This window comes from Meinhardsimonia xiamenensis (assembly GCF_900102905.1).
Taxonomy (GTDB): domain Bacteria; phylum Pseudomonadota; class Alphaproteobacteria; order Rhodobacterales; family Rhodobacteraceae; genus Meinhardsimonia; species Meinhardsimonia xiamenensis.
Window position 1 is genome coordinate 571,800 of sequence record NZ_FNFV01000001.1, and the last position, 14,670, is coordinate 586,469.

Consider the following 14,670-nt stretch of genomic DNA (forward strand, 5'->3'; position numbering starts at 1 on the left):
CCCCCGTGCCGGACGAGCCTAAGGTGACGGATTTTTCGCCTCGGTCAAGTGGTCTTTTCGACCGAACGGCCGGTCAAGACTCTGCCTCCCGGTCCCGCGTACACACCTCGGCCACCTGTAGCGCTCGAAGCTCCGGTGTGCCGGCTGCCAGAAGGGCCGCGACGCAGCAGGCCTCAAGCTGCCTTTGCCGCGACCTCGGCAACCGCGCGGGCGAGCACCGCGAGGCCGGCGACGAGATCGGCTTCATCGGTGTCCTCGGCGAAGTCATGGCTGATGCCGCCCTTCGACGGCACGAAGAGCATCGCCGCCGGCATCCGCCGCGCCACGTTGGAGGCGTCGTGCAGCGCGCCCGAGGGCATGCGCCGCCAGCGTCCGGGCAGCTCCTCTTCCGCCGCCCGGGCCAGCGTCTCGACAAGCCGCGCGTCCATCGGCTGCGGGTCGATGGCAAAGAGCCGGCCGAACTCCAGCCCGAGCCCGCGCTCGCGCGCCGCCGCCTCGACCGCGCGGCGGATTGCCTCCTCCATCGCGCGCAGGCGTTCTGCGTCGGGGTCGCGCCATTGCACCCAGAAGCGCACCATCCCCGGCACGATCGAGGAGGCATTGGGCGTGACCTCGACCCGGCCCACCGTCCAGACCGTGACCGGCCCGGCCAGCGCCTCGAGCGCGGCGTTGATGCGCGTCACCGCGGCGACGAAGCCCTGCACGGCATCCCGGCGGAAGGCCATCGGCGTGGTGCCGGCGTGGTTCTGCTGGCCGGTGAGGCGAATGGGCAGGTCGCGGATGCCGACGATGTCGGTGACAACGCCCACGACCTTCCCTTCCTTCTCGAGCCACGGCCCCTGCTCGATGTGCGGCTCGATGAAGGCGCTGAAGCGTTCGGGAGGCGGTGCCTCGCCGGGCCGCTGCCCGAGCGCGGCGCGCGCCTCGGCCAGCGTCACACCCGCCGCATCGGTCAGCCGGTCGGCCTCGGCGAGTGTCATCGCGCCGCTCCAGACCGAGCTGCCGGTGAGCCCGCCGAAGCGCCCCTCCTCGTCGGAGAAGGAGACGACGGAGACGCCGCCAAGACCCGCCTCGCGCGCCGCCCGCGCCACCTCGAGCCCCGCGATCACGCCGAAGGCACCGTCGAGCCAGCCGCCTTCGGGCTGGCTGTCGCTGTGCGAGCCGAGAAGAATGCCGCCCGCCTCAGGCGCAACCCCGAAGAGATTGCCCACCGCGTCGAATCGCGGGGTGAGGCCGGCCTCCGCAAATCGCTCCGCCAGCCAGTCGCGCGCGGCGATGTCGGCGTCGCTGAAGGCCGGCCGCACCACGCCTCCGCCCCTGGCGCCGAAGCGCCGCAGGGCATGGAGATCGGCAAGGAAACGTTCGGGCTTGACCTTCATCGCTGGCTCCTGTGCTTTGCGCCGGAAATGCGTTGCCGCCGCAAAGTAGCGCGGGCGCGTGACGGGAGCGAGGGATGACGCACATCTGGGTCCGGGCCGAGGAGCGGCCGCATGAGCAGAGGGTGGGGCTGACGCCCGAGGGCGCGCGCGAGCTCCTGCGCCGCGGCTTTGCCGTGACGGTGGAGGAGAGCCGCCAGCGCGCCATCCCCATCGACGCCTACCGCGAGGCGGGGGCCGAGATTGCCCCCGAGGGCAGCTGGCGCGAGGCACCTGCCGATGCCTTCATCTTCGGCCTCAAGGAGCTGTCCGATGATGGCAGCCCGCTCACCCATCGCCACATCATGTTCGGCCATGCTTACAAGGGCCAGCCGGCGGGGCGGCGCCTGCTGGAGCGCTTCCGGGCCGGCGGCGGGCGGCTCTATGACCTCGAATATCTCACCGACGAGACCGGCCGGCGCGTGGCCGCCTTCGGCTACTGGGCGGGCTTTGCCGGCGCGGCGGTGGCGCTGTGGGCCTGGGCCGCGCAGGCGCAGGGCGGCATTCTCGGGCCTGTCGGCGTGGCCGGAAGCGCCGAGGCGCTGGTGCGCGACACGCAGGCGCGCCTGGATTCGGCAGCCGTTCAGCGCCCGCGCGCCATCGTCATCGGGGCGTTGGGGCGCGTGGGCACCGGGGCGAGCGATTTGTGCAAGGCTGTCGGGGTCGAGACGACCCGCTGGGACATCGCCGAGACGGCCCATGGCGGGCCGTTCCCCGAGATCCTCGAGCATGAGGTGTTTCTCAACTGCATCCTCGCCCGCCCCGGCTGCCCCGTCTTCGTTCCGGCCGATGCCGTCACGGCATCCCGCCGGCTCACGGTGATCGGCGACATCGCCTGCGACCCAGAAAGCGACTTTTCGCCCATCAAGGTCTATGACCGGGTCACGACATGGGAGGAGCCGGTCCTGCGGGTGCATCAGGCGCCGCCGCTCGACGTGACCGCGATCGACAATCTGCCCTCGCTCCTGCCGCGCGAGAGCTCGGAAGATTTCGCCGCCCAGCTCCTGCCGCATCTGGCGACGCTCGACCGCATCGACGAGGGCGTGTGGGCGCGCGCTGCGGCGGAGTTCGAGCGGCATGTGCAGGCGCTGGGCGCGGAGAAGGAGACACAGGCATGACCATCCACTGGTGCGGCACCGGGCTTTCGGCGGTTCCGGGGCTGAGACGGCTGATCGAGGCAGGCCACGATGTGACCGTGTGGAACCGCACCCGCGAGAAGGCGGTGGCGGCGGTGGGCGATCTCACCGACGCGATCCGCGCCTTCGACATCGCGGCGCTGGGCGCGGAGCTGCGCCCGGGCGATGTGGTGGTCTCGATGCTGCCGGCCGACTGGCATGTGCCGCTGGCGGAGGCGGCCATCGCCAAGGGCGCGCATTTCGTTTCCTCATCCTACATCTCGCCCGAGATGCGCGCGCTCGACGAGCGCGCCAAGGCGGCAGGCGTGGCGCTCGTCAACGAGGTGGGGCTTGATCCGGGCATCGACCATCTGATGGCCCATGACCTGATCGCCGAGTACCGCGAGAGCGCGGCCTTCAACCCGGCCAACACGCTTTCCTTCATCTCCTATTGCGGCGGCGTGCCGAAGCACCCCAACCCCTTCCGCTACAAGTTCAGCTGGTCGCCTCTGGGCGTTCTGAAGGCGCTGCGCTCGCCCTCGCGGTCGATCCGTGACGGCGAGGTGTTCGACGTCGCCCGCCCCTGGCAGGCGATCAGCCGCTACGTCGCGCCGCTGCCCGAGCCGGAGACCTTCGAGGTCTATCCAAACCGGGACTCACTGCCCTTCATGGCCGAATACGGCTTCGAGCCAGAATGGCCTGTGCGCGAGTTCGTGCGCGGCACGCTCAGGCTCGAGGGCTGGGCCGATGCCTGGCAAGAGGTCTTCGCCGAGATCGAAAGCCTTGAGGGAGAAGCAGGCGAGGCACGGTTGAGGGAGCTCTCGAATGCGCTCTGGACCGAGAACGCCTACGCGCCGGGCGAGCCCGACCGGGTGGTGCTCGTTGTGGCGCTGAGAGCCGAGCGCGAGGGCCGGCCGGTCTGGCACCAGAGCCATGTGCTCGATGCCTGGGGTGACGAACGCGGCACGGCGATGGCGCGGCTTGTCTCGGTGCCGGTTTCGCTGGCGGTGGAGGCAGTGGGCGCGGGCCGGATTGCGCCCGGTGTCAGCGCCGCGCCGAAGGAGCGGGAGCTTGTGCGCGACTGGCTGCAGACAGTCGCAGGCCTCGCCCAGCACATGGCGCGGGTCGATCACCTCGCCTGAGCGCGCCGCGCCGCCAGCCGCTCTCGGTTGAGGGTGTAGATGCCGGTGGCAACGATGATCGCCGCGCCGATCCACGTCCAGAAATCGGGGAGCTGGCCGAAGAGGAGCCAGCCGTAGACGGTTGCCCAGATCATGATCGAGTAATGCACCGGCGCGACCACCACCGCCAGCCCGATCTCGAGCGCCTTGATGACCATGAGCTCGGCATAATACGGCGTTTCCATTCGTCCAGAACGCATCACCAAATTCACTCGATCTAAAGGTAAACCTTGATGGTTGTGAAGCGGCAAGCGCTGTAGATCAAGATCGGTCTCGCACTCGCAACGCTGTCCACGCTGCAAAAGCACGACGATCTTTCAGCGGGGCTCTCTTAAACATCTTAATGGCCTGCTCCGCAGCATCAATAGAGGCATGAACTTCTGTTAGCGTATATCTCGAACTCGGGTCATAATCGGCTTTGTGGCGCTCAATTTGCAATTCGATGAACTGGTTTGCAAAATCCTCTATTTCCTTTGGGAACTTGGAAATTACTTCGCTATTCTTGCATTGACTCTTGGCGTATCCGTGATCTACCGCTCTGTAGGCTTGCAGCCAAGCTTTTCGACTCCTGTTTGCGCTCCCCGTTCCAATCAATAGATCTGCGCAGTTAGCGCACATGGTGTGGAAAAGTGCATAATATGCGCTGCTAATTGCACGCTTCAGATCGCTTTGTGGTGGCCTTCGTCGCCCTTTTCGCCCAACAAGGCGGCGGGCGGTCTTGATAAGATCAAGCGGCTTCACCGTCGAGCTCATCTTGTGTTACAAAAGAGAAAACGGGGAATCCAGTCCTGTGGATTCGTGCTAGCGGCTCACGTAGATGTCGCGCCAAGCCAACAACCTTTTTCGGGTCCAGCTTTCGCCTATCCGACTCAAGCACGACGACTATGCGGAATATTCTGTCGCCTTCGTCGTCGACGTCTTCCGAAATTGAAACACGCGAAACTTTCACCGGCGCCAGCTCTGCCTCCACGACGGGCTTCACGGTCTCCAGCAAGTCGATATCTGACATTTGAGAGCCTCCCGCCATCAGGCTACATCAGATGGTACGTCTTGTGAATCCCGAAAAGAGGATGGCCGTTTGCCTTATTGCGACCGCCGCTCGCGGTTGAGCGTGTAGATGCCGGTGGCGACGATGATCGCCGCGCCGATCCACGTCCAGAAATCGGGGAGCTGGCCGAAAAGGAGCCAGCCGTAGACGGTTGCCCAGATCATGATCGAGTAATGCACCGGGGCCACCACCACCGCCTGGCCGATCTCGAGCGCCTTGATCACCATGAGTTCGGCCACCCCGGCAATGACTGCCATGCCGATCAGCAGCGCGAGTTCCAGCCCCCAGTCGGGGGTGCGCCAGACGAAGGGCAGGGGCAGGGTGAGGAGCGCGCTGCCGACGAAGGCGGTGTAGGCCACAGTCGTCTCGGTGCGGTCGGTCGCGGCGAGGCTGCGGCTGAGGATCTGGCGCAGCGAGAAGAGCGCCGCCGCCCCGATCACCAGAAACGCCGCCGGATGCAGCACGCCAAGGCCGGGGCGGATGACGATCAGCGTTCCGACAAAGCCCACGATCACGGCCGCCCACCGCCGCAGGCCCACCGGCTCGCGCAGGAAGATCGCGCCCATCAGCGTGACGATGAAGGGCGCGACGAAGCTGATCGCCACCGCATCGGCAAGCGGCACGAAGGCGACGGCGGTGATGAAGAGCGTGGCCGATGTGGCCGCGAGCGCGCCGCGCACGAATTGCGCCATCGGCTGGCCCGTGTCGAGAAGCGCCCGCCCGCGCAGTGCCAGAAGCACGAAGGCGCCGGCGAGAAGCCCCAGCTGCCGCGTCCAGACGATCTGGATCGGGTGCAGGCTCTGAGTGAGGAACTTTCCCTGCGCATCGACCGCGGCAAAGAGAAACATCGCCAGCGCCATGACCAGCACGGCGCGGGAGTTGTCCGTGCGGGCAGGGCCGCCCGAGGGGCGCAGGGGGGAGGCGGTTGTTACAGGAACGGCGCGACTCGCGTCTGAAGGTGTTGATGCCCGATTCTAGCGCGAAAATTCGGTACGCGTCCATTCCCCTCAGTGGGTTCGGGTCTGGGCACGGAGCTTGGCCTCGGCGATGCGGCGCTGGCCGAGCTGGCGCTCGCGCAGGATGATCGCCACGCCTCCCGCCACGATCAGCGCCGCGCCCGCGAGCATCGGCACCGTCGGCACCTCGGCAAAGACCACATAGCCGATGATCAGCGACCAGATCATCGAGACATAGGTGAAGGGGGCCAGCACGCTCGCGTCGGCGTAGCGGTAGCTCGCGGTCAGCAGGATCTGGCCCACCCCGCCGAAGAGCCCCGCGCCGATCATGAAGGCCCATTCCTCCGGGCTTGGCCAGACCCAGCCGAAGGGCAGGGTGAGGAGCGACAGCATCGAGGCCGTGAGCGCGAAGTAGAAGACGATCGCTTCGGTCCGCTCGACCGAGGTGAGGCTCTTGATGAAGATCTGGGCGAGTGCGGCCAGCGTTGCCGAGGCAAGCGTGGCCAGCGCTCCGAACAGCGCGCCCTCGCCGCCCGAGAAGGTCAGCCGCGGCCACATCACGATGAGCACGCCCGCAAGCCCCGCGGCAACCGCCGAAAGGCGGATGAGCCGGATGCGCTCGCCAAGGATGAGCGCGGCGAAGAGCACGATCAGGATCGGCGTGGCGAAGCGAATCGCCGTGACCTCCGGCAGCGGCAGGTAATGCAGCCCGGTGAAGCCGAGCCCCATGGCGAGGCTGCCCGCCACGCCGCGCAACGCGTGCCCCTTCCAGTTGCGGGTGCGCAGCCCGTGCGGAAACTGCCCCTGCACCGCAAGCCAGATCACGATCACCGGCAGCGAGAAGGCGGAACGGAAGAACACCGCCTCCCCCGGCGGGATGCCCGGCGCGGCCTTGATGAAGCTCGTCATCACCACGAAGAGGGTGACGGCGGTGGTGGTCAGGAGAATGCCGCGCAGGGGGTGCATGGGCGGAGACACTTCGTTGCCAACACCCATGCTCTAGCCCCTGTCACGGGAAAATGACAGGGGGGTGAATGGCTTGCGGCTCAGGCCTCGCGGCCACGGGCGATGCGCAGATACTGCAGCAACCGCGCGGTATCGGAGGCCCTGCGGGGCCGCCGGGCCAGAGTGCGCAGCTTCGGGTGACGGTCCTGCAGCAGGTAGGCGCGGTCAAGCAGCGCATAGACGCGCGCCCGCGCGGTATTGGATTCGCTGTGGCCGCGATCGATGAGATGTCGGCGCATCGGTGGTCCTCCCTTGCTGCCTCGATCGTTGACTTCAGCGTAGCATGTGGGTGTCGCGCGCGCCAAGTGAAGGGGCTCCTCACCTCTGGCGAAGCCGTGCCGCAGCCCATCTTCCCGCCTCCGCGACGGTTTCGTCGGCATCGTTGCTCAGTTCCTGGGCAATCGGCAGAAGGCGGGGGCTGGCCGAGTTGCCGATGGCGTAGGCCACGTTGCGCGCGAAGCGGTTGCGGCCGATTCGCTTTATCGGCGAGCCGGAGAAGAAGGCGCGAAAGCCCGCGTCGTCGAGCCGGGCGAGCTGTGCCAGATCGGGCGCGCGCAGCTCCTCGCGCATGGCATAGCGCGCCTCGCTTGCGGCGCGGGCGAACTTGTTCCACGGGCACACGGCAAGGCAGTCGTCGCAGCCATAGATGCGGTTGCCGAGGGCGGGCCTCAGCTCCGGGTCGACCGGGCCGGCATGCTCGATGGTCAGGTAGGAGATGCAGCGCCGGGCATCGAGCTGGAAGGGCGCGGGAAAGGCGCGCGTGGGGCAGATGTCGAGGCAGGCGGTGCAGCTGCCGCAATGCTCGACCTCCGGCGCATCGGGGGGCAATTCGAGCGTGGTGAAGATGGCGCCGAGAAAGAACCAGTTGCCGAGCCGGCGGCTGAGAAGATTCGTGTGCTTGCCCTGCCAGCCGAGCCCCGCGGCCTGACCGAGCGGTTTCTCCATCACCGGCGCGGTATCAACGAAGACCTTGATCTCGCCACCGCCGGCGCGCGCAAGCAGCCAGCGCCCAAGCCGCTTGAGCTTCTTCTTGATGACGTCGTGATAGTCCCGGCCCCCGGCATAGACAGAGATCGCGCCGGCCTCGCGCTTCTTCAGCACCTCGAGCGGGTCGTGGCGCGGGGTATAGAGATCGGCGAGCATCACGATCGAGCGCGCCTCGGGCCAGAGCGCGGCGGGGTTGCCGCGCCATTCCATCCGCTCGGCCATCCAGCGCATGGTGCCGTGGCGGCCAAGCTCGACGAAGTGCCTGAGCCGCTCTGCCGCCTCGGGGATGGCATCGGGCGTGGTGACCCGCGCTTCGGCAAAGCCCACCGCCTCGGCCTCGCGCAGAAGCTCCGCCTTGAGCGCGGCGGGATCGGGGGCGGCGCTCATCGCAGCCGCCCCGCCTCAGAAATCGAGGTCGGCATAATGCGGCGGCGGCGGGAAGCCGGGCACGTGGTCAGCGAGGATCGAGCGGAAGGCCGGGCGCGACTTGATCTTCGCATACCACTCGCGGACGTTGGCGTTGCGGTTCCAGTCCACGTCCGAGATATAGTCGAGCGCCGAGAGGTGGGCGGCGGCGGCAAAATCGGCAAGGCTTATCGCGTCGCCCGCCAGCCAGCGCCGGTGGTCGAGGAGCCAGCCCATGTAGTCGAGGTGGTACTTGATCGCCTGCGCACCCTCCTTGACCAGCCGCGAGTCGGGGTATCCCTTGCCCATCAGCTTCTTCGTCACCCGCTCATGCAGCAGCTTCGAGGTAACCTCGGCGTTGAACTTGTCATCGAACCAGGCGACCAGGCGGCGCACCTCGTAGCGCCCCTCGGGCGTTTTTGGCATCAGCGGCGGGTCGGGGTAGAGCTCCTCGATGTATTCGCAGATCGCCGCGCTTTCGGCCAGCGTGCGGCCGTTCATCTTCAGAACCGGCACCTTGCCCGCGGGATTGCGGCGCAGGAACTCGCGGCTCGGCTGCCAGTAGCGCTCTTCCACGAGCTCCACCTCGAGGCGTTTTTCTCCCAGCGACAGGCGAACCTTGCGGCAGAATGGCGAGAGGGGGACGTGAAACAGTCGGATCATGGCCTGAACCGTTTGCGAGAGAACCCGCCCTCAATGCCGCGAAGCCGCGTCCGATTCAACTCTTGCCCGTGTCATCCTCGAAACAGGCGGAGCGTCCGTCGCGCCGGATGGTCTCGGCGCCATCCATGATCGCCGCGGCGCGCCGGCGCGTGGCGGCATCGGGCGCAACCGGCGAGCGGCTGCGGGGCGCGGGCAGGACCGCCGCCAGAAGCGCGGCCTGGCGCGGGGTGAGATCGGCGGCCGCGACACCGAAGTACTTCATTGCCGCCGCGCGCACCCCGAACACCCCCTCGCCGAATTCGGCGACGTTGAGGTATACCTCGAGAATACGCCGCTTCGACCAGATCAGCTCCACGAGCGGGGTCAGCAACGCCTCGAGCGCCTTGCGCGTCCAGCTCCGCCCCTGCCAGAGATAGACATTCTTCACCGTCTGCTGGGTGATCGTCGAGGCGCCGCGCGTCGCACCGGCGTCGATGGCGGCGCGGATCGCGGCGAGATCGAACCCCCAGTGCAGGCAGAAGTTCGCGTCCTCCGCCGCCACGACCGAGCGGCGCATCACGGGCGCGACCTCCTCGAGCGGTACCCAGGCGTGCTCTATCTGGCCGAGCCGGCGCCGCTCCTCGGCCATGGTGCGGGTGACGGGCGGATCGAAGACGGCAAAGACGCAGACCGCGAGGAGCGCCGCCGCAGCCGCGATCAGCGCCGTGCGCCACAGGAGCCGGCGCAGCGCGCGGATCATGCTGCGGCCCCTACGGGGGCTTCGGCCAGCCTTCGGTTTTCGTGTCATCGCAACCTGATGCCGGCGGGGCGCGCGCCGGTCAACCCCGGCAAATTGCCCGGCGCAGGCGTTGCAAGCCGGCGCCAAACCCCCATCTCAGTGCCAAGCGCTTCACTCAGCCAGCGGAGACAGGAGATGACCGAGAAGGACTTCAAGGACAAGGCCCGTACCTTTGTCGAGCAGATCGAGGTGGCGGGCAACCAGCTCATCGATGAGGTCAAGCGGCTCATTCGAGAGGGCAATGTCCGCAAGTTGCGGCTCAAGGACAAGGACGGAGACTTCGTGCTCGAGCTGCCGGTGACGGCAGGGGTGATCGTCGGTGGCGCCGTGGCCCTGACCGCGCCCTGGCTCGCGGTTCTGGGCGTTGTTGCGGGGCTCATCGCGCGCATCGAGATCGAGGTCGAGCGCGAGGGTGAACCGGGGCAAGGCGCCGCGCCCGAAACACCGACTTCAAGCCGGGCAAATGACGAGGCGGCCTCCTGAGCGAAGGCCGCCTCTCGTTGCAACGGTGCCCGATCCCGGTCACTCGGCCGGGATCGCCTCGCTCTCGATGCCAAGGGGCGCGGGGATCTTGTCCAGCATCTCCTTGGGGCAGACCTGCACGAAGTGGCGCAGTTCGCTTTCCCAGTCGGCAAGGATGCGGGTCGCCTTGGCACTGCCGGTTTCGGCGGCGTGACGTTCGATGAGCGACTTGAGCTGATGCTCCCAGTGCTCCACCGTGACCGGGCAGGTGACGATGGAGTCGGGGTTCATCAGCGCCGTGGCCTTCCCTTCGGGATCGTAGACATAGGCCATCCCGCCCGTCATCCCCGCGGCGAAGTTGGCGCCGATCCGGCCGAGGATCACGGCAACGCCCCCGGTCATGTATTCACAGCCGTTCGAGCCGCAGCCCTCCACCACCACCTTGGCGCCCGAGTTGCGCACCGCGAAGCGCTCGCCCGCGCGGCCGGCGGCGAACAGGTAGCCATCGGTCGCGCCGTAAAGCACGGTATTGCCGATGATGGTGTTCTCGTCGGCCTTGAGCGGCGAGCCCATCGGCGGGCGCACCACGATGGTGCCGCCCGAGAGCCCCTTGCCGACATAGTCGTTGGCATCGCCCGAGACCTCGATCTTGAGTCCCGGCGCGGCGAAGGCGCCAAGCGACTGGCCGGCCGAGCCCTGCAGCTTTACCGTCAGGTGGTCGGGCTGCAGATTGTTGCGCATGCCGAAGCGGCGCACGATCTCCGATGACACCCGCGCGCCGATGGTGCGGTGGGTGTTGCGCACCGCATAGCTCACCTGCATCTTCTCGCCGTCCTCGAAGAAGCGCGCCGCGTCACGCAGGATCTCGGCATCGAGCGTGTCCGGCACCTCGTTCCGGGGCCGGTTGCGGTCGTAACGGATGCGGTCGGCGCCATCGACGGTGATCAGCAGCGGGTTGAGGTCGAGGTCATCGAGATGCGCCGCCCCGCGGCTGACCTGGGTCAGAAGGTCGGCGCGCCCGATCACCTCGTCGAGCGAGCGCGCGCCGAGGCTGGCGAGAATCTCGCGCACCTCCTGGGCGTAGAAGGTGATGAGGTTGACCACCTTGTCCGCGGTGCCGGTGAACTTGGCGCGCAGCCGCTCGTCCTGCGTGCAGACGCCCACGGGGCAGGTGTTCGACTGGCACTGGCGCACCATGATGCAGCCCATGGCGATGAGCGCCGCGGTGCCGATGCCGTACTCCTCAGCCCCCAGCATCGCTGCCATGACGATGTCGCGCCCGGTGCGCAGCCCGCCATCGGTGCGCAGCGTCACCCGGTCGCGCAGGTTGTTCATCGCCAGCACCTGATGCGCCTCCGACAGCCCCATCTCCCAGGGCAGTCCGGCATACTTGATCGAGGTCGCAGGCGAGGCGCCGGTGCCGCCGTTGTGGCCCGAGATCAGGATGACGTCGGCCTTGGCCTTGGCCACGCCCGCGGCGATGGTTCCGACGCCCGACTGCGCCACCAGCTTCACGCAGACCTTCGCGCGCGGGTTGATCTGCTTGAGGTCGTAGATCAGCTGGGCGAGATCCTCGATCGAGTAGATGTCGTGGTGCGGCGGCGGGCTGATCAGCGTCACCCCCGGCGTGGAGTGGCGCAGCCGCGCGATCAGTTGCGTGACCTTGATGCCGGGCAGCTGGCCGCCCTCGCCGGGCTTGGCGCCCTGGGCGATCTTGATCTCCAGCTCCTCGCAGTTGTTGAGATACTCCGCCGTCACCCCGAAGCGACCAGAGGCCACCTGCTTGATCTTGGCACTGGCGTTGTCGCCGTTCGGGAGCGGCTTGAAGTGCGCCGGATCCTCGCCGCCCTCGCCGGAGTCGGATTTCGCGCCGATCCGGTTCATGGCGATGTTGAGCGTCTTGTGCGCCTCGGGGCTGAGCGCGCCAAGGCTCATGCCGGGCGTGACGAAGCGCTTGCGGATCGAGGTGATCGATTCGACCTCCTCGAGCGGCACCGGCTTGCCGAGCGGCTTGAAGTCCAGAAGGTCGCGCAGATGGATAGGCGGCAGGCTCCGCATCTTGGCCGAGAACTGCTTCCACAGCGCATAGGACGCCCGGTCGCAGGCCGACTGCATCAGATGCATGCCCTGCGCGTCCCAGGCATGGGTCTCGCCGGTCCGCCGGAGCTTGTAGAAGCCACCGATGGGCAGGATGTCTGCCGCCCCCTTCCAGCCCAGGGCGTGCACTTCTTCCAGCTTCTTCTGAATGCCCGAAACCCCGATGCCGGAGATGCGGCTGAGCATGCCGGGGAAATACTCGTTGACCATGGCGCGCGACAGGCCCACGGCCTCGAAATTGAGCCCGCCACGGTAGCTGGAGATCACGCTGATCCCCATCTTCGACATGATCTTGAGAAGCCCCTGGTCGATGGCGTTGCGATAGCGCCGCATTGCCTCGGTGAGCGGGCCGTCGAGCAGGCCGCGCGCGATCCTGTCGGCGATGGAGTCCTCGGCGAGATAGGCGTTCACAGTGGTCGCGCCGCAGCCGATCAGCACCGCGAAGTAGTGCGGGTCGATGCATTCGGCCGACCGCACGTTGAGCGAGGTGAAGGTTCTGAGCCCCTGTTTCGTCAACCAGCTGTGCACGGCCGAAGTGGCAAGGATCATCGGCATCGCCACCTTGTCGGGGCCCTGGTGCTGGTCGGTCAGCACGATGTGCCCGGCACCCGAGCGCACCGCATCCTCCGCCTCGGCGCGGATGCGCTTGAGCCCCGCCTCGAGCGCGCCGTCCCCGGCGCCGGCGGGGAAGGTGCAGTCGATCTCCACCATTGGCGCGTTGAAGCTCTCCACCAGCTTCTCGAACTGGGCATTGCCGACGAAGGGGCTTTCCAGAACGATGATCTCGGTCTGGCTGGAGTCCTCGTCGAGCACGTTCTTGAGGTTGCCGAAGCGCGTCTTCAGGCTCATCACCCGGTGCTCGCGCAACGAGTCGATCGGCGGGTTCGTCACCTGGCTGAAGTTCTGGCGGAAGAAGTGGCTGAGCGGGCGGTATTTCTCGCTCAGAACCGCCTGCGGCGTGTCGTCGCCCATCGAGGCGACCACCTCCTTGCCCTCCTCGGCCATGGGAGCAAGGATCTGCTCGAGCTCCTCGAGCGTGTAGCCCGCCGCGATCTGGCGGCGCCGCAGCTCCTCGCCCGAGAAAATCGGCTTCTCGGTCACGCTTGCGAGCACGTCATCAAGCTCGGTGATCTTCTTCACCCACTCGCCGAAGGGCTGGGCGGCGGCGAGGCGGTCCTTGATCTCGGTGTCGTGGTAGAGGCGGCCCTCCTCCATGTCGACGGCCAGCATCTGCCCCGGCCCCAGCGCGCCCTTCTCGCGCACGGTGGCCTCGTCGGTGGGCACCATGCCCGCCTCCGAGCCGGCAATCACAAGCCCGTCGCCGGTGACGACATAGCGGAGCGGACGCAGACCGTTGCGGTCGAGCCCGGCGCAGACCCAGCGCCCGTCGGTCATGGCCAGCGCGGCCGGCCCGTCCCACGGCTCCATCACCGCGTTACAGTAGGAATACATGTCGCGCCAGGCCTGCGGCAGCTCCACGGCCTGCTTCGACCAGGCCTCGGGCACCAGCATGGTCTTGGCCATGGGCGCCGAGCGACCGGCGCGCACCAGCACCTCGAACACCGCGTCAAGCGCGGCCGAGTCGGACGAGCCCGGCGCCACGATCGGCTTGATGTCCTCGGCCCACTCGCCGAAGGTCGCGCTCGCCATGCGGATCTCGTGGCTCTTGAGCCAGTTGAGGTTGCCCTTGAGCGTGTTGATCTCGCCGTTGTGGGCGAGCATGCGGAAAGGCTGCGCCAGCCACCACTGCGGAAAGGTGTTGGTGGAATAGCGCTGGTGATAGATGGCGAAGGCCGACTCGAAGCGCTCGTCCTTCAGGTCGGGGTAGAATTCGGCCACCTGCTCGGCCAGCATCATGCCCTTGTAGATGATCGACCGGCAGGAGAGCGAAGCGATGTAGAGGCCCGAAACCTGCGCCGCGGCCGCCGCCTTCTCGATGCGCCGGCGGATGACATAGAGTTCCCGCTCGAAGGTCTCTTCATCGAGGCCCTTGCCATCGGCGATCAGGATCTGCTCGATTTCGGGGCGGGTGGCGTTGGCCTTCTCGCCGAGCACGTCGATGTTCACCGGAACATGCCGCCAGCCGTAGATGAGGTGACCCATCCGCAGCACTTCCGTCTCGATAATGGTGCGGCAGGTCTCCTGCGCGCCGAAATTGGTGCGCGGCAGGAACACCTGGCCCACCGCGATCCGCCGGTCGCGGCGCGGAGCGTGGCCGGTGCGTTCGATCTGGTCGTGGAAGAAGGCCACCGGGATCTGCACGTGGATGCCGGCGCCGTCGCCCGTCTTGCCGTCGGCATCAACCGCGCCGCGGTGCCAGACCGCCTTGAGCGCCTCGATGCCGAGTTCGACCACCTTGCGCGACGGCTTGCCGTCGATCGAGACGACGAGACCGACCCCGCAGGAGGAATGCTCGGTCTCGGGCGCGTACATGCCGGTTTCGGCGATGCGGGCGCGGCGCGCCTCTTCCTCGCGGGCCCATTCGGTTGGGGAAAGATCGGTCATGGCGGATCACTCCTTGCGGAAATGCCGGGAGCCGCGTGGCCCGCGCCGGCATC

At 67.4% G+C, this 14,670-nt stretch carries 14 protein-coding genes; 3 read left to right on the forward strand and 11 right to left on the reverse strand.

What is annotated here, in order from left to right; genetic code table 11:
- Positions 1-173: 173 nt before the first annotated feature.
- Positions 174-1,379, reverse strand: coding sequence for a hydantoinase/carbamoylase family amidase (locus BLQ14_RS02750; RefSeq protein WP_092497895.1), 1,206 nt, complete (start codon positions 1,377-1,379; stop codon positions 174-176).
- 74 nt (positions 1,380-1,453) lie between these two features.
- On the opposite strand from BLQ14_RS02750, the gene BLQ14_RS02755 reads away from it, so the two are divergent.
- A complete protein-coding gene (locus BLQ14_RS02755) occupies positions 1,454-2,533 on the forward strand; it encodes a saccharopine dehydrogenase (RefSeq protein WP_092497897.1) in 1,080 nt (359 codons plus the stop codon).
- Positions 2,530-3,672: a saccharopine dehydrogenase family protein gene (locus BLQ14_RS02760; RefSeq protein ID WP_092497899.1), complete on the forward strand. Its 1,143-nt coding sequence runs from the start codon at positions 2,530-2,532 to the stop codon at positions 3,670-3,672. Before BLQ14_RS02755 ends, BLQ14_RS02760 begins: the two co-directional genes overlap by 4 nt.
- Here BLQ14_RS02760 and BLQ14_RS02765 read toward each other — a convergent pair.
- From BLQ14_RS02765 to mtgA, 9 genes are all read right to left on the reverse strand, one after another.
- Positions 3,660-3,911, reverse strand: coding sequence for a hypothetical protein (locus BLQ14_RS02765; protein WP_143004453.1), 252 nt, complete (start codon positions 3,909-3,911; stop codon positions 3,660-3,662). The two genes, BLQ14_RS02760 and BLQ14_RS02765, sit on opposite strands and share 13 nt — an antisense overlap.
- 61 nt (positions 3,912-3,972) lie before the next feature.
- Positions 3,973-4,452, reverse strand: coding sequence for a hypothetical protein (locus tag BLQ14_RS02770; RefSeq protein ID WP_215904813.1), 480 nt, complete (start codon positions 4,450-4,452; stop codon positions 3,973-3,975).
- Positions 4,439-4,720: a hypothetical protein gene (locus BLQ14_RS15255; protein WP_143004454.1), complete on the reverse strand. Its 282-nt coding sequence runs from the start codon at positions 4,718-4,720 to the stop codon at positions 4,439-4,441. The genes BLQ14_RS02770 and BLQ14_RS15255 overlap by 14 nt, the downstream gene beginning before the upstream one ends.
- A gap of 74 nt (positions 4,721-4,794) precedes the next feature.
- Positions 4,795-5,619 carry a DMT family transporter gene (locus BLQ14_RS02775; protein ID WP_092498360.1) on the reverse strand — a complete coding sequence of 275 codons (825 nt, stop codon included), beginning with the start codon at positions 5,617-5,619 and terminating at the stop codon, positions 4,795-4,797.
- Positions 5,620-5,766: 147 nt separating this feature from the next.
- Positions 5,767-6,711 (reverse strand): DMT family transporter, encoded by a 945-nt coding sequence (locus BLQ14_RS02780; protein WP_245656872.1) that lies wholly within the window; start codon positions 6,709-6,711, stop codon positions 5,767-5,769.
- Between the two features lie 50 nt (positions 6,712-6,761).
- A complete protein-coding gene (locus tag BLQ14_RS02785) occupies positions 6,762-6,959 on the reverse strand; it encodes a hypothetical protein (protein WP_092497907.1) in 198 nt (65 codons plus the stop codon).
- Between the two features lie 79 nt (positions 6,960-7,038).
- Positions 7,039-8,094, reverse strand: a complete 1,056-nt coding sequence (queG, locus tag BLQ14_RS02790) for a tRNA epoxyqueuosine(34) reductase QueG (protein ID WP_092497908.1) — start codon at positions 8,092-8,094, stop codon at positions 7,039-7,041.
- 15 nt (positions 8,095-8,109) lie between these two features.
- On the reverse strand, positions 8,110-8,775 hold the full coding sequence (gene fzlA, locus BLQ14_RS02795; protein WP_092497910.1) for an FtsZ-binding protein FzlA: 666 nt from the start codon (positions 8,773-8,775) through the stop codon (positions 8,110-8,112).
- Positions 8,776-8,830: 55 nt separating this feature from the next.
- Complete coding sequence (gene mtgA, locus BLQ14_RS02800; RefSeq protein WP_245656874.1) at positions 8,831-9,514, reverse strand: monofunctional biosynthetic peptidoglycan transglycosylase; 684 nt, start codon at positions 9,512-9,514, stop codon at positions 8,831-8,833.
- Between the two features lie 174 nt (positions 9,515-9,688).
- On the opposite strand from mtgA, the gene BLQ14_RS02805 reads away from it, so the two are divergent.
- Complete coding sequence (locus BLQ14_RS02805) at positions 9,689-10,036, forward strand: DUF4342 domain-containing protein (protein WP_170068386.1); 348 nt, start codon at positions 9,689-9,691, stop codon at positions 10,034-10,036.
- A gap of 39 nt (positions 10,037-10,075) precedes the next feature.
- On the opposite strand, the gene gltB is transcribed toward BLQ14_RS02805, so the two are convergent.
- On the reverse strand, positions 10,076-14,617 hold the full coding sequence (gltB, locus tag BLQ14_RS02810; protein WP_092497916.1) for a glutamate synthase large subunit: 4,542 nt from the start codon (positions 14,615-14,617) through the stop codon (positions 10,076-10,078).
- Positions 14,618-14,670: the final 53 nt, after the last annotated feature.

Coding starts and splice junctions, on each gene's coding strand:
- BLQ14_RS02750 (WP_092497895.1), bottom strand. CDS start 1,379: ATGAAGGTCAAGCCCGAACGTTTCCTTGCCGATCTCCATGCCCTGCGG.
- BLQ14_RS02755 (WP_092497897.1), top strand. CDS start 1,454: ATGACGCACATCTGGGTCCGGGCCGAGGAGCGGCCGCATGAGCAGAGG.
- BLQ14_RS02760 (WP_092497899.1), top strand. CDS start 2,530: ATGACCATCCACTGGTGCGGCACCGGGCTTTCGGCGGTTCCGGGGCTG.
- BLQ14_RS02765 (WP_143004453.1), bottom strand. CDS start 3,911: ATGCGTTCTGGACGAATGGAAACGCCGTATTATGCCGAGCTCATGGTC.
- BLQ14_RS15255 (WP_143004454.1), bottom strand. CDS start 4,720: ATGTCAGATATCGACTTGCTGGAGACCGTGAAGCCCGTCGTGGAGGCA.
- BLQ14_RS02775 (WP_092498360.1), bottom strand. CDS start 5,619: ATGGCGCTGGCGATGTTTCTCTTTGCCGCGGTCGATGCGCAGGGAAAG.
- BLQ14_RS02780 (WP_245656872.1), bottom strand. CDS start 6,711: ATGGGTGTTGGCAACGAAGTGTCTCCGCCCATGCACCCCCTGCGCGGC.
- BLQ14_RS02785 (WP_092497907.1), bottom strand. CDS start 6,959: ATGCGCCGACATCTCATCGATCGCGGCCACAGCGAATCCAATACCGCG.
- queG (WP_092497908.1), bottom strand. CDS start 8,094: ATGAGCGCCGCCCCCGATCCCGCCGCGCTCAAGGCGGAGCTTCTGCGC.
- fzlA (WP_092497910.1), bottom strand. CDS start 8,775: ATGATCCGACTGTTTCACGTCCCCCTCTCGCCATTCTGCCGCAAGGTT.
- mtgA (WP_245656874.1), bottom strand. CDS start 9,514: ATGATCCGCGCGCTGCGCCGGCTCCTGTGGCGCACGGCGCTGATCGCG.
- BLQ14_RS02805 (WP_170068386.1), top strand. CDS start 9,689: ATGACCGAGAAGGACTTCAAGGACAAGGCCCGTACCTTTGTCGAGCAG.
- gltB (WP_092497916.1), bottom strand. CDS start 14,617: ATGACCGATCTTTCCCCAACCGAATGGGCCCGCGAGGAAGAGGCGCGC.